Genomic DNA, 12806 nt, shown 5'->3' on the forward strand with positions numbered 1-12806 from the left:
ATCCTGAGGAGCGCGCTCTCGAAGGATGGGGCCGCCTCGCCCTTCGAGACGCATCGCTGCGCGATGCTCCTCAGGGTGAGGGCGAAAGCCCGCGCGTGACAAATTTGCTAGTATCGGCATCTTGTTTCGCAAACACGGGTTCGCGTTCTCGCCGCATGATTGGCGCGAGGTTTTCGGTAAACGTCACGCCCGCCTGAAATCGGAGGGCGCAGGGAAGACCGGGTGCGCGCTGCACCCGCGGTCTCGCATGCAAATGCACATAGAGAACACGCACACGAGCATACAGGTTCAGCGGAGGCAATCCGGCCTTCCCTGCGCAATGGTTTTACGGCTTATAGCGCGCTCTCCCCGGTGACCGGGCTTTCTTGCCACCGTCGCCCGCGCTCCTTAGCGCGAACTTGACACCAGCGTCGGGGTGTCAGGACCACACGACTTCACCGTCCGCGTCCACACCGTTCGTCAAAGGCGCATCCGCGTCCATCGCATCCCACCGCGCGTTTCGTGACGATCGCGAGCCGCCCCTCTTGTCGGGTGAGACGGGCGAATCGTTAGTGCTGATTTGCCCGACGGGTTAAGCGAAATCTTGCCCGTCGGGTTGTTTTGCCGCACCAGCAACCACCGACCTCATCCTGAGGAGCCGCGCGTCTTCGCGGCGTCTCGAAGGATGGGGCCGCCCTCGCCCGACGCGCGCAAGAGCGCGCTCCTCAGCGTGAGGACGGAAGATAGAGCGCGCTAGCTTTTCGCCTTCTCTCTTGCCACCGCCTGCCAGCCAATGTCGCGGCGGCAAAAGCCCTCCGGCCATCGGATGCGGTCGACCGCGGCATAGGCGCGGCTCTGCGCTTCGCTGACGGTTTTGCCGGACGCGCAGACGTTCAGCACGCGGCCGCCACTGGCGAGAATCCTGCCGTCGCCGGCCTTGGTCCCGGCATGGAAGATTTCGACACCCTCGACCTTGGCGGCGTCATCGAGGCCCTCGATCACCGAACCCTTGCCGTAGTCGCCGGGATAGCCCTTCGCCGCCATCACCACCGTCAGCGCGGGATCGGGAAACCAGCGCAGGTCGAAGTTCTTCAATTGGCCGTCGCACGACGCCAGCATGGCCGGCACGATGTCCGACATCATCCGCAGCATCAAGACCTGGCATTCCGGATCGCCGAAGCGAACATTGTATTCGAACAGTTTTGGGCCGTCCGGCGTCAGCATGACACCGGCATAGAGCACGCCGCGAAACGGCGTGCCGCGCGCCTTCATGCCGGCGACGGTCGGCAGGATGATCCGGGACATGATCTGGTCGTGGATTTCCGGCGTCACGAACGGCGTCGGGGAATAGGCGCCCATGCCGCCGGTGTTCGGGCCCTCGTCATGGTCGAACACGCGCTTGTGGTCCTGGGCGGATGCGAGCGCGATCGCGGTCTCGCCGTCGGACAGCGCGAAGAAGCTGATCTCGCGGCCGGACAGGAATTCCTCGATCACCACTTCGGCGCCCGCTGCGCCGAACCCGCCATCGAACATCATGGCGATGGCAGCCTCCGCTTCGGCCAGCGTCATCGCCACGACGACGCCCTTGCCCGCTGCAAGTCCGTCGGCCTTGACCACGATCGGCGCGCCCTGCGCGCGGACGTAAGCCAGCGCTTCGGCCGCATTGGTGAAGCGGCCGTAGGCGCCGGTTGGAATATTGAACTCGGTGCAGAGCGCCTTGGTGAATCCCTTCGAGCCCTCGAGCTGCGCCGCCTGCTTGCTTGGCCCGAACGCCTTGATGCCGGCGACGGCGAGATCGTCGACGATCCCGGCGGCCAGCGGTGTTTCCGGGCCGACCACGACGAAATCGACGGCATGGGCGCGGCAGAAATCGATCACCGCGGCGTGGTTGGCTACATCGACCGCCACGCACTCGGCTTCCCGGGCGATGCCGGCATTGCCCGGCGCGCACCAGAGTTTCGTCACCAACGGGGAGGCTGCGATCTTCCACGCGAGAGCGTGTTCGCGGCCGCCGGAACCGAGCAGGAGGATGTTCATGAAATGCAGCCAGATCGGGGTTGGCGCGTGACGAGGCGCACGGTTTAGCACGGCGCCGGGGCGCTGCAACACACCCTGACGCGGATGTGGATATGTGGCTGCGAGCCTTAGGGCTGCCGCGCCGAGGCGGCGATGATTTCCTGCAGCGTCGCGACATGGCGGGCGAAGGCGCCGCGCCCGGCCGCGGTGGCGGTCACCGTGGTCTGCGGCTTCTTGCCGACGAACGCCTTGTCGACCGCTACATAGCCGGCCTTCGCCAGCGTCTCGATATGGGCGCCGAGATTGCCGTCGGTGGCGCCGGTGAGCTTCTTCAGCCGGGAGAATTCCAGCCCCGAGGCGGCCGGCAGCGCGTTCAGCGCCGCCATGATTTTGAGCCGCAGCGGCTGGTGGATGATATCGTCGAGTTCGGCCATCGCTTTCAGTTCCGGCGCATCCAGAGCCCGCCCAGCATCAGCCCGCCGCCATTGACCACCGCCATCCATGGCTCGAACCACGGTCCGACGAAGAAATAGCCGATCAGCGTCAGCGCGCTGATGGAAAGACCGATCACGACAAAGGCCAGGCCGACCCACAGCCCGGCGATGGTGTAGAACAGCATGAAATAGATCGGCCAGAAGGTCCCGAGTTCCCGCGGCCCGAAATGGCCGAGCGCGCAGGTCGCGAAACCGAAGGCGAAGAACAGCAGGAACGCCGCCAGCATCCGCAGATCGAAGGTGCGGACTCCGGTCCGGGAGTAGGTGAAGGCGCTGACCGCGAAGGAACCCGCGACCCCCATTGCGTTGGCGGCGATCCAGATAAAGCCGGCATGGCGCGGCCAGGCGAACGAGGCGGCGTTGGCAGCAAAGACCAGCCCGCCCCACATGATCATCAACAGGCTCGCGAGGTTGTAGATCCGCGACTGGCGGACGCGGCGCGCGATCTCGTTGATTTCGGCGAGCGCCTTTGAAGCTTGCTGGCTGTCGATCATCTCGCCCTCTTCCCCGGTCGCGGTTACGACCCGGCTGTTGCACGCGTGGCGACGTCGTCGGCAATGACCGATACCGCCTTTGGGGTGCTGACGATGCCCATGTGATTGACGCCATCGATCAGCTTGACGTCAACCGCGGGCGCGACCGCGTGCACAGCTTGGGCATATTTGTCCGCGAGCATCAGTTCGTCATCGGCGCCGGAAATGATCGTCACCGGCTTCCTTGCCGCAGCGAGGTCGCGGCGAAAATCGCCGTCGCGGACCGCGAAGTTGCGCATCAGCCGGTCGCTGTAGGTTCCGACCAAATTCTTCTCGGAATTCGGCGGGACCGCGAAAGCCAGCACCGGCAGCGCCTCGCAGCAACGGATGCCGATGGCGCGCAACGCCGCCAGCCCCACGATGCGTGGAATGTCGGCACGGGCCCAGCCGCCGGAGTTCGGCAGGTTGGTCGGCGCGTTGTAGCCGAGATAGGGCGCCAGCAGCACGGTGCGCTCGAACAGAACCTGGATCGGCGAGCCGGCGACGCGAAGCGCGAAGCCGCCGCCGGAGGAGTGGCCGACCAGGGTCAGCGGCACGGTCGGGCTGGTCTTGCGAACCATGGCGACGAGATCGGCCAGATCGTCCTCGAGCTGGCCGACATAGCCAATGTCGCCGCGGGTGCCCGAGGTGCCGTGGCCGCGAATGTCCACCGCCCAGGTTTCCACGCCGCGCGCGGCCAGGGCCCCGGACAGTGCGTGGATGGTGCCGCCGCTGGACCCGGACGAGCCGTGAATCACGATGGCCGCACGGCCCACGCCGGGACCATTCGCCGGGTAGTAGCGGAAGCCGAGCCAGGTGCCGTCCCGCGCCTGAAACCGCTCGACGGCGGGCAGGGCGCTGAAATCGACCGTGCCGCGCGCAGCCGAGATGGAGGCGAGTTCAGGCGGGCGCGTCAGCGGCGCGGCGACCAACGCTGCGATCAGCAGCGCGGCCGCGCCCACCGCGCACAGCGCCCATTTGAGGGTGCTCAAGGAGCCGCGTAGCAGCGATTTCGACATGACGTTCCTCACCGGATTTCAATAATATAGAGTGCTCTGTAATACAGAGCAGATGCCCTGGCAAGGTCCGATTGGCGGTGCGGGCGGAAAATCCCTAACTTGCGGGCCTGTCTGAAACGCCCGAATCGATGGTCCGAATGGCTGCAGCCGAGCCCCTTCTCAACGCGCCGGAATTCACCGTCTCCGAGCTGTCGTCCGCGCTGAAGCGGACGGTGGAGGACGCCTATGGGCATGTCAGGGTGCGCGGCGAAATCTCCGGTTTCCGCGGGCCGCATTCCTCCGGCCACTGCTATTTCGCGCTGAAGGACGAGAGCGCCAAGATCGAGGCGGTGATCTGGAAGGGCGTGCATGCGAGGATGCGGTTCAAGCCGCAGGAGGGCCTCGAGGTCATCGCCACCGGCAAGCTCACCACCTATCCCGGCTCGTCGAAGTACCAGATCGTCATCGAAGCGATCGAGCCTGCCGGGGTCGGCGCGCTGATGGCGCTGATGGAAGAGCGCAAGAGGAAGCTTGCCGCCGAAGGCCTGTTCGACGCGGCGCGCAAGCAACTCTTGCCATGGCTGCCGGAAGTGATCGGTGTGGTCACCTCGCCGACCGGAGCCGTGATCCGCGACATCCTGCACCGGCTGGAAGACCGCTTTCCGCGCCGCGTGCTGGTATGGCCGGTCAAGGTGCAGGGCGAAGGCTCGGCCGAACAGGTCGCAGCCGCGATCCGCGGCTTCAATGCCTTGCCCGAGGGCGGCCGGATTCCGCGGCCGGATCTGTTGATCGTCGCACGCGGCGGCGGCTCGCTGGAGGACCTGTGGTCGTTCAACGAGGAGATCGTGGTCCGCGCCGCCGCCGACAGCATGATCCCGCTGATCTCGGCGGTCGGGCACGAGACCGACATCACGCTGATCGACTTTGCGGCCGACAAGCGCGCGCCGACGCCGACCGCGGCGGCCGAAATGGCGGTGCCGGTGCGCGCCGAACTGTTCGTCGAGGTCACCGCGCTGGCGCGGCGCACCATGCTGTGCTGGCAGCGCGCCCAGGAAGGCCGCCGCAACGAGTTGCGCGCGGCCGCTCGGGCGCTGCCCGCGGCCGGCGAATTGCTGGCGATCCCGCGGCAGCGGCTCGATGGCGCCGGCGCCGCCCTGCCCCGCGGCCTGAAAGCCAACACCCATGCGCATTTCCGCCGCTTCGCGGCCACCAGCGCAAAACTGACGTTGCGCGTTCTGCACGCGCAGGTCAGCCACGCCGCGCAGCGGCTCACCATCGATAGCGAACGGCTGACCAACGGCGCGCGGTCGCTGGTGCGCCGCCGCCGCGACCGCTTCGCGGGCCTGGAAGTCCGGCTGAAGGCCTCGAAACTCTCCAACGTCCAGGCGCAGCGCCAGAGCATTGCGCGCGACCGCGAACGCGCGCTGCGGCTGGCCGAGCGCGCCCGCCGCGCCCTCGTCACCGCGCTGCAGCGCCATCAGGCGCGCATCGCCCATAGCGGCCAATTGCTGGCCGCGCTGTCCTATCGCAGCGTGCTGGCGCGCGGCTTCGCACTGGTGCGCGACGAGCAAGGCCACCCCGTGCACGCCGCGGCCCAGATCGGCCCGGGGGCGCGGCTCGATCTGGAATTTTCCGACGGCAAGGTCGGCGCCACGGCCGATGCCGACCGGCCGGCGGCGACCCGTCCGGCAAAGCCGGCCGCCAGCGAGCCGAAGACGTCAGCGCCGAAGCGCGTGGTCAAGCCGGCCGGCCAGGGCAGTCTGTTTTAGAGACCGCCGCCTTACCCTCCCCTGGAGGGTAAGAAAGCATACCACTCTCACCGCGCCAGCCATTCCGCGACGCGCTTGATCGAGTCGGCGCGGGCTTCGGCGTCGGTGCCGACATGACCGTGCTCCGGCAAGGCCGGATCGGCCGCGCCGCCGATCGCATGCGGCGGAAAATTCGCGCGGTCGAAATCGTGCCAGGCGCCGGGATACACCACGATCCGCGCCAGCGCGCTGCGTCCGCGCGCGCCGTCGATCATCTGTCGGCAGGCGGGCGGCGAACTGACGTCGTCCCTGGCGCCGATCAACAGCAGCGTCGGAATCCGTGCGCTCCATCCGAGGCGCGACGAGATGCGGCAGTCCGGATAGAACGCAATCGCCGAGCGGAAGTCGGGCCCGGCCTTGCGCGAGGCGGATTGCGGACGCACCGCCCACAGCAATGCGCTGGCGCCGTCCGCCCATCCCAACAGGCTGATGCGATCTTGCCTGGCCCATGGCTGCTGCGCCAGCCACTGCCGGGACGCCATGATGTCGGCGACCCGTTCGCGGCGGGCGAGAATTCGGCGCTCCTTGACCCGGCATTGCGGCCCCAATTCGCGCGAGCCGTAGCTGTCCGGCAGCAACACCGCCCTGCCGCCCTTCAGCAATTGTTCGGCCCAGTCGCGGTAGCGGCGCTGCACCGGTTCGGAACGGCCGCCGAGGCCGCCACAGCCGTGCAACGCGATCACCACGGGGAACGGGCCGTCGCCGTCGGGCTTGTAAAGCTGTGCGTGCAACGTCCCGTTGTCGGAGGGAACCTCGACCTGACGCGGCGACGGCAACGGCGAGGCATCGGCGGCAAACGCCACGGCAAAGAGCGTCAGGAATATGGCTGCTGACAGAAGGCGCATCGGGTTTGCCGGATAGCTCGGGTGCCGGGAGAGCGGCGGTCCATGGGCCGCAAGGCTATCATGCGGCAAAAGCCAAAAATCATCACAAATCGGTGGGTTTAACCGGCGGACACCACTACCTATTTATGATAGATCGGTTCGCGAAAAGCATATACCTCGGCTCCAATCGCCGGGAACTGGTCGGAGAGCTCAACCTTGCTGAATAAATTCGCTCCCTCGGGAAGCGGCGAAGCGCAGCTGCAATATCTGGACGGCGATTTCCGCGTGATCTCGCCGGGAACCTATGTGCGCTGCGCAGTGACCGATGCGCGGATACCGCTCGACGAGCTGAAATACTGGAGCGTCGATCTGCAGGAGGCCTACGCCATCCCCACCGCGGTGCTGCAGCGGCATTTTCCCGCCGCGGTGAAGACGCAAGGCTAATTGCCTCTGCGAAACTTCTTCTCGCGCGCCTGAAACAGGCGTTCCGCCACGAACTTCCGCAATCCGGCGGCGTCATCGAATTCGAGCGTCACCGCGAACGGCACGATATCTTCGGCCCAAGACGGCAACCCCTCGCCGCTGCGCAGCCGCGCCAGATCCTTTTCCGTGGTCACCAGCGTCAGCCCGTCGCGCCTGGCTTCGGCGATCAGGGTTTCAATCTCACCTATCGAAAACGGATGGTGATCGGCGAAGGCCCGTTCCGCGACGACCTCGATTCGGTTTGCGCGCAGCGTCCGGAAGAAACGCGCGGGATCGCCGATCCCGGCAAAGGCCAGCACGCGCTTGCCGACGAGCGCTGCCACCGCGGCATCGCTGGCCTTCAGATGCGCCGACAGCACCGGCCGGCCCCGGGCGGCGACCGCGGCGGCAACCGCCTTGGCCGCGGCGCCATTGCCGATCACGATCAAGGCATCGGTGCGGTCGAGTTGCCGATCCAGCGGCGCGCGCAACGGCCCTGCGGGAAACACGCAGGCATTGCCGAGGCCGCGGCTGCCGTCGATCACGATCAGGGACGCATCCTTGACGATGGCGGGATTCTGGAAGCCGTCGTCCATCAGGATCACGCTGGCGCCCTGCGAGCGCGCCAGTGCGACGCCGCCGATGCGGTCGCGCGCGACCGCTACCGGAACCGTCCGCGCCAGCATCAGCGGTTCATCGCCGACGTCGGCGGCGGCGTGCCGCTGTGCATCGACCATGATCGGGCCGCGCAATTTTCCGCCATAGCCGCGGCTGAGCACGACCGGCGTCTCGCCGAGATCGCGCAGCAGTTCGGCGAGGGCGAGCACGGTCGGGGTCTTGCCGGCGCCGCCGAGATGATAATTGCCGACGCAAAGCACGGGAATGCCGGCATCGAAACCCTGGCGTTGCATGCGCCGGGCCGTTACCGCGCCGTAGAGCGCGCCAAGCGGCATCAGAAATCGCGAAGTCCATGACGGGGGCCGGTGCCAGAAGGCCGGCTCACGCATTGGCCGCTCCCATTTCGAGCCGCAGCTGCAGGAGATAGGGTTCGAGCGCCGTGAGCGTGCGCTCGAGCGCGCCGCCGAGCTGTTCGACCACGCGGGTCGAGGCAGCGACCAGCGCGTCGCGCGCCGCCGGATCCGCCAGCAACTGGCCGAGCTGCTTCACCAGCGCTTCCTGCGTGTCGGCCTGCCGGGCGCCGGAGGCACCATCGAGCGCCTCGTAGACATCGGTGAAATTGAACACGTGAGGGCCATGGACGATCGACGCGCCGAGCTTGACCGCCTCGATCGGATTCTGCCCGCCGTGCGGAACCAGCGAGCCACCCATGAACACGATCGGCGCGAGGCGATAGAACAATCCGAGTTCGCCCATGGTGTCCGCGACATAGATGTCGGTGGCCGCGACCGGCAATTCCTCGCGCGAGCGCAAGGTCCCGTGCAGGCCGGCGGCCGCGATCGCGCGCGCGATCGCCTCGCCGCGATCGGGATGCCGCGGCACGATCACGGTCAGCAGCGACGGAAAGAATCCCGCCAGCGTCCGATGCGCCTCCAGCAGGATTTCCTCCTCGCCGGGATGGGTCGACGCCGCGACGACGATCGGGCGGCCGCGCGTTACCGCCATCAGCCGCTCCAGCCTGGCGGGATCGGCGGGCGGCGCCGGCACGTCCAGCTTCAGGTTTCCGGTGGTGACGACGTTGCGGCTGCCGAGCGCCGCAAAACGCTCCGCATCGGTCTGCGACTGGGCGAGGCAGACGTCGAACCTGCCGAGCAGCGCCGCGATCGTGGCGGCCATCCGGCGCCAGCGCGGAAACGAGCGCTGCGACATCCGGCCGTTGATCAGCACCATCGGCAGCCGTCGCGCCGCGCTCGCCAGAATAAGGTTTGGCCACAGATCGGACTCGATGAACAGCGCCAGCGAAGGCCGCCAGTGATCGAGAAAGCGCGCGACATAGCGCGGCGAATCGTAAGGCACGTATTGATGGATGATGTCGGCGGGAAACCGCTTGGCGACGATCGCCGCGGAGGTCACCGTGCCCGAGGTGAGCAGGATGCGGATATTCAGCGCGCGCAATCTTTCGATCAAAGCTGCGGCGGCCAGCACCTCGCCGACACTGGCGCCGTGGATCCAGACCAGCGGCCCGTGCGGCCGGACATCCTTGCTCATGCCGCGGCGCTCGCCGATCCGCGCCGGATCCTCCTTGCCCTGCTTCAGCCGCCGCTTGATCAACGCCGGCGCCAACGGCACCACGGCGGACGACAGCTTCCGGTAGACGCGCAACGTGATCGGCAGGGAGCTAGTCAATGCCTGCCTCCGGACGCCCGACCAGGGCATAGGCGCGGCGGGCCGCTTCGTTCAGATAGGACTCGAGCTGGAGGCGGCACTTTTCCATGGTCTCGGCGTCGGCGTCCGGCGGCACGATAACCGCATCGACGCCGGTCACTGCACCGCGCCCGAATGGCAAATTGATGGTGGTGCGGTCCCAATTGTTCAACCGGATGAAGCGGCTGGTCACCATGGCGAACGGCACGATCGGCCGTCCCGATTCCCGCGCCAGCATGATGATACCGAGGCCTGCGACCCGCGAGCGTTTCGGCACGTCGGCGGTCGATGCGACATTATAGCCTTGCTCGAGCGCCTGCACCATTTCCCTGAATGCGCCGACGCCGCCCTTGCGGTGAAACGCGCCGCCATGGTCGCCGGAGCCGCGGATGGTCTCGATGCCGAGCCGTTCGGCCGCGATGGCGTTGAATTCGCCGTCGCGATGCCGCGAGATCAGGACCTTGGCGCGGTGGCTCTCCTTGGTCTTGATGAACGGGGTCAGGAAATGCTGGCCGTGCCAGAACGCGAAGATCAGCGGCTGATGCGGCTCCGCCATTTCGTAGACATTGGGCGGATCGAAAGTGAATTTGTTGGTCAGCCAGACCAGCCGCAGGTATTCGGCCGCGAGAAATCCCACGGTGCGCTGAACCCATCTGCTGCGCAGCACATTGCGAATTGGCTTTTTCAACGGGCGGGCTTCGCGTCTTGACCTGGATCGAGCAGCCGGTGGAGATGGACGACGAAGTAGCGCATGTGGGCGTTGTCCACGGTCTGCTGCGCCTTCGCCTTCCAGGCGGCGTAGGCGGTCGCGTAATTGGGAAATACGCCGACGATCTCGACCTGATTGAGATCCTTGAACGTGGTGTGTTCGAGGTCGGTCAACTCGCCCCCGATCACGAGATGCAGCAACTGCTGCTGGGCACTATCTGGCATGCTTCTTCTTCCTATTGCGGTGCCCGGCAAGTGGCAGTCGCGACGCGTAGCGAGGACGTCTCAGGGCAACGGGCGGTTGCGGAAATGCTCGACGATGCGCGCATGACGATCGCGACCCGCTGCCACCAGCACCCCGTGCGTCACCTCCCGGCGATTGTAGAGGATCGTGTCCCCCGAGAGAGCGGTCATGTTACCATTCGCTTCCTGCACGATCAAATTGGCCGCGGCAAGGTCCCAGTCGCGGCTTTGACCGCCGGCGAAAGCCGCCTCCAGGCTGCCCTGCGCGACCCGGCACAGCCGCAGCGCCAGCGATCCGATCCGGGGATGCAGCACGATTTCCTGAGGTGACCGGCTGAGCCGTTCGACCAGCGGTTTCGGACCCGCCACACGCGTGAAATCCAGTTCGCCGCCGGGCGCCGCGCGGACCGTCACATCGTTGCGCACCGCGCCCCGGCCGCGCATGGCGAAGAAGAATTCATCGCTGGCCGGCGCAAACACCGCCGCCAGCACCGGCGTCGCATCCTCGACCAGCGCTACGCTGACGCACCAGTCTTCGCGGCCGGCAAGATAGCCGCGGGTGCCGTCGATCGGATCGACGATCCAGGTCAGCCGCTTCTGAAGCCGCGCTTCGTCGTCGACGCTTTCTTCCGACAGCCAGCCATAGTCCGGCGTGGCCGATCGCAGCCTTTTCTCCAGGAGGTCGTTGACCGCGATATCGGCCTCGGAGACCGGCGACGACGCGCCCTTGGTCCAGTTCTTCAATTCGGTACGGAACAGCGACAGCGCCAGCGCGCCGGCCTCCCGCACGGTATCGGTCAGCAATGCGGCGTCGCGCGCCATCACATCGCGCGCCAGGATTCCGCTGTGCACGCTGTCGGCTTTAACGTCCGCCAACCGTCAGTCCCTCGATGCGAACCGTCGGAGCATTGACGCCGTAGCGGAATTCCAGATCGTTGGCGGGCGCCATCGACTTGAAGATCTCGAACAGATGTCCCGCGATCGTCACCTCGCTCACGGCATAGGTGATTTCGCCGTTTTCGATCCAGAAGCCGGATGCGCCGCGGCTGTAGTCGCCGGTGACGCCATTGACACCCGAGCCGATCAGGTCGGTGACGTAGAATCCCTGCTTGATGTCGGCGATCAGTTCGGCCGGAGTCGGCTCTCCTGCCTCGAGATGCAGATTGTACGGTCCCGGCGACGGCGACGACGAAACGCCGCGGTGGGCGTGGCCGGTCGTGGCCAGCCCCAGTTCGCGCCCGGTCGCGGAATCCAAGAGCCACGAGGTCAGCACGCCTTCATCGATGATGGCGAGCTTCCTGACCTTGACGCCCTCGGCGTCGAACGACTGCGAGCGCAATCCGCGCACCCGCAGGGGATCGTCGATGATGCGGATGTTCTTCGCAAACAATTGCTGGCCGAGGCGATCCTTGAGAAAGCTGGTCTTGCGCGCGATCGAGGCGCCGTTGACGGCTCCCACGAGGTGACCGACCAGCGAGCCGGAAACCCTGGGGTCGAACACCACAGGCACCTTGCAGGTTTCGACCTTGCGCGGATTGGCGCGCGCGACCGTGCGCTCGCCGGCCTTGCGGCCGACGCTTTCGGGCGAGGCAAGATCGGAAGCGTGCGGCGCCGTGGTGTAGTCGTAGTCGCGCTCCATGCCGGTGCCGTCGCCCGTTATCGCGGTCATCGAGATGCCCTGGCTCGAACGCAAATAGGAGCCGTGGAAGCCGGTGGAGGTCACCAGCACCATGCCGCCAATGCCGGCCGAGGCCGACGCCCCGCCCGACTTGGTTACGCCCTTGACGGCGAGCGCGGCCGCTTCCGCCGCGCAGGCGCGGCGTTCGAGTTCCGATGTCGAGGGGACCTTGGGATCGAGCAGATCGAGATCGGGAAAATCACGCGCCAGCAAGGACGGATCGGCGAGACCGACATATTTGTCGTCGGGCGCGACCCGCGCCATCGCCACCGCACGCTCGGCAAGCTTCGCGACGCCATCGCCGCTGACATCGTTGGTCGAGACCACCGCCTGGCGCTGTCCGACCAGTACGCGCAGCCCGACGTCGTCGCCTTCCGAGCGTTCGGATTCCTGGACGCGTCCGTCGCGCACCTCGACGCCTTGCGAGATGCCGCGCACCGCCACCGCATCGGCGGCGTCCGCCCCGGCGCGCCGCGCCGCCTCGACCAGGCGCTGCGCCAGCGTGCTCAGCGCCGATTGGTCGAACAGATCCGATGTCGCGGCATCGGATGAAAGCGCGGATGCGGCTGATGGTGAAGAGATCACGAACAAAATCCCGAGGATTCAAGGAGGATCGAAGCAGGCCCGGAGGCAAATCGGCCGACACTTCAGATGTGCCTGATTCACAGGGATTTCAAGCATTTGTTGGGCCCGAAAGCGAAAGAATTTCGCCATGCCCGCAAGGTCTCGTCAATCATGTGAGCCAAGGTCTTGTCAATCATG

13 protein-coding genes are annotated in these 12806 nt (G+C 66.6%); 2 read left to right on the forward strand and 11 right to left on the reverse strand.

Annotated elements, in window-relative coordinates; all coding sequences use genetic code 11:
* Window positions 1–732: 732 nt before the first annotated feature.
* The 4 genes from purD to KMZ68_RS22035 form a co-directional block, all read right to left on the reverse strand.
* Window positions 733–2016 carry a phosphoribosylamine--glycine ligase gene (gene purD / locus KMZ68_RS22020; protein WP_215613250.1) on the reverse strand — a complete coding sequence of 428 codons (1284 nt, stop codon included), beginning with the start codon at window positions 2014–2016 and terminating at the stop codon, window positions 733–735.
* Window positions 2017–2123: 107 nt separating this feature from the next.
* Window positions 2124–2429, reverse strand: a complete 306-nt coding sequence (locus KMZ68_RS22025; RefSeq protein WP_215603446.1) for a winged helix-turn-helix domain-containing protein — start codon at window positions 2427–2429, stop codon at window positions 2124–2126.
* A 5-nt stretch (window positions 2430–2434) separates the two neighbouring features.
* The gene (locus KMZ68_RS22030; protein WP_215613251.1) at window positions 2435–2983 is read right to left on the reverse strand and encodes a hypothetical protein; all 549 of its coding nucleotides are present in this window, start codon (window positions 2981–2983) and stop codon (window positions 2435–2437) included.
* Between the two features lie 23 nt (window positions 2984–3006).
* Complete coding sequence (locus KMZ68_RS22035) at window positions 3007–4020, reverse strand: alpha/beta hydrolase (protein WP_215613252.1); 1014 nt, start codon at window positions 4018–4020, stop codon at window positions 3007–3009.
* Window positions 4021–4157: 137 nt separating this feature from the next.
* On the opposite strand from KMZ68_RS22035, the gene xseA reads away from it, so the two are divergent.
* Complete coding sequence (xseA, locus tag KMZ68_RS22040; protein WP_215613253.1) at window positions 4158–5768, forward strand: exodeoxyribonuclease VII large subunit; 1611 nt, start codon at window positions 4158–4160, stop codon at window positions 5766–5768.
* Window positions 5769–5815: 47 nt separating this feature from the next.
* Here xseA and KMZ68_RS22045 read toward each other — a convergent pair whose 3' ends face one another.
* Window positions 5816–6652 (reverse strand): dienelactone hydrolase family protein, encoded by an 837-nt coding sequence (locus KMZ68_RS22045; RefSeq protein WP_215613254.1) that lies wholly within the window; start codon window positions 6650–6652, stop codon window positions 5816–5818.
* Window positions 6653–6847: 195 nt separating this feature from the next.
* Between KMZ68_RS22045 and KMZ68_RS22050 the strand changes: the two genes are divergently transcribed.
* Entirely contained in the window at window positions 6848–7075 is a 228-nt protein-coding gene (locus KMZ68_RS22050) for a DUF2093 domain-containing protein (protein ID WP_215613255.1), read from the forward strand.
* Here the strand turns inward: KMZ68_RS22050 and lpxK are convergent.
* The 6 genes from lpxK to KMZ68_RS22080 are packed head-to-tail and all read right to left on the reverse strand — an operon-like array spanning window position 7072 to window position 12629.
* The gene (lpxK, locus tag KMZ68_RS22055) at window positions 7072–8100 is read right to left on the reverse strand and encodes a tetraacyldisaccharide 4'-kinase (protein ID WP_215613256.1); all 1029 of its coding nucleotides are present in this window, start codon (window positions 8098–8100) and stop codon (window positions 7072–7074) included. The genes KMZ68_RS22050 and lpxK overlap by 4 nt on opposite strands.
* Window positions 8093–9427: a 3-deoxy-D-manno-octulosonic acid transferase gene (locus KMZ68_RS22060; RefSeq protein ID WP_215613257.1), complete on the reverse strand. Its 1335-nt coding sequence runs from the start codon at window positions 9425–9427 to the stop codon at window positions 8093–8095. Before KMZ68_RS22060 ends, lpxK begins: the two co-directional genes overlap by 8 nt.
* Window positions 9390–10103, reverse strand: a complete 714-nt coding sequence (locus KMZ68_RS22065) for a lysophospholipid acyltransferase family protein (protein WP_215613258.1) — start codon at window positions 10101–10103, stop codon at window positions 9390–9392. The genes KMZ68_RS22060 and KMZ68_RS22065 overlap by 38 nt, the downstream gene beginning before the upstream one ends.
* Entirely contained in the window at window positions 10100–10348 is a 249-nt protein-coding gene (locus KMZ68_RS22070) for a DUF4170 domain-containing protein (protein WP_215603456.1), read from the reverse strand. Before KMZ68_RS22070 ends, KMZ68_RS22065 begins: the two co-directional genes overlap by 4 nt.
* Window positions 10349–10408: 60 nt before the next feature.
* On the reverse strand, window positions 10409–11188 hold the full coding sequence (locus tag KMZ68_RS22075; RefSeq protein ID WP_215616432.1) for a 3'(2'),5'-bisphosphate nucleotidase CysQ: 780 nt from the start codon (window positions 11186–11188) through the stop codon (window positions 10409–10411).
* Window positions 11189–11228: 40 nt separating this feature from the next.
* Window positions 11229–12629, reverse strand: coding sequence for a TldD/PmbA family protein (locus KMZ68_RS22080; RefSeq protein ID WP_215613259.1), 1401 nt, complete (start codon window positions 12627–12629; stop codon window positions 11229–11231).
* Window positions 12630–12806 lie beyond the last annotated feature (177 nt).

The sequence above is a fragment of the Bradyrhizobium sediminis genome, from assembly GCF_018736105.1.
In the GTDB taxonomy this organism is placed as follows: domain Bacteria; phylum Pseudomonadota; class Alphaproteobacteria; order Rhizobiales; family Xanthobacteraceae; genus Bradyrhizobium.

What these genes read in the sequence shown, in the direction of transcription:
- purD (WP_215613250.1), bottom strand. Translation starts at nt 2,016, where the DNA reads ATGAACATCCTCCTGCTCGGTTCCGGCGGCCGCGAACACGCTCTCGCG.
- KMZ68_RS22045 (WP_215613254.1), bottom strand. Translation starts at nt 6,652, where the DNA reads ATGCGCCTTCTGTCAGCAGCCATATTCCTGACGCTCTTTGCCGTGGCG.
- KMZ68_RS22025 (WP_215603446.1), bottom strand. Translation starts at nt 2,429, where the DNA reads ATGGCCGAACTCGACGATATCATCCACCAGCCGCTGCGGCTCAAAATC.
- lpxK (WP_215613256.1), bottom strand. Translation starts at nt 8,100, where the DNA reads ATGCGTGAGCCGGCCTTCTGGCACCGGCCCCCGTCATGGACTTCGCGA.
- KMZ68_RS22035 (WP_215613252.1), bottom strand. Translation starts at nt 4,020, where the DNA reads ATGTCGAAATCGCTGCTACGCGGCTCCTTGAGCACCCTCAAATGGGCG.
- xseA (WP_215613253.1), top strand. Translation starts at nt 4,158, where the DNA reads ATGGCTGCAGCCGAGCCCCTTCTCAACGCGCCGGAATTCACCGTCTCC.
- KMZ68_RS22060 (WP_215613257.1), bottom strand. Translation starts at nt 9,427, where the DNA reads ATGCCCTGGTCGGGCGTCCGGAGGCAGGCATTGACTAGCTCCCTGCCG.
- KMZ68_RS22070 (WP_215603456.1), bottom strand. Translation starts at nt 10,348, where the DNA reads ATGCCAGATAGTGCCCAGCAGCAGTTGCTGCATCTCGTGATCGGGGGC.
- KMZ68_RS22075 (WP_215616432.1), bottom strand. Translation starts at nt 11,188, where the DNA reads ATGGCGCGCGACGCCGCATTGCTGACCGATACCGTGCGGGAGGCCGGC.
- KMZ68_RS22030 (WP_215613251.1), bottom strand. Translation starts at nt 2,983, where the DNA reads ATGATCGACAGCCAGCAAGCTTCAAAGGCGCTCGCCGAAATCAACGAG.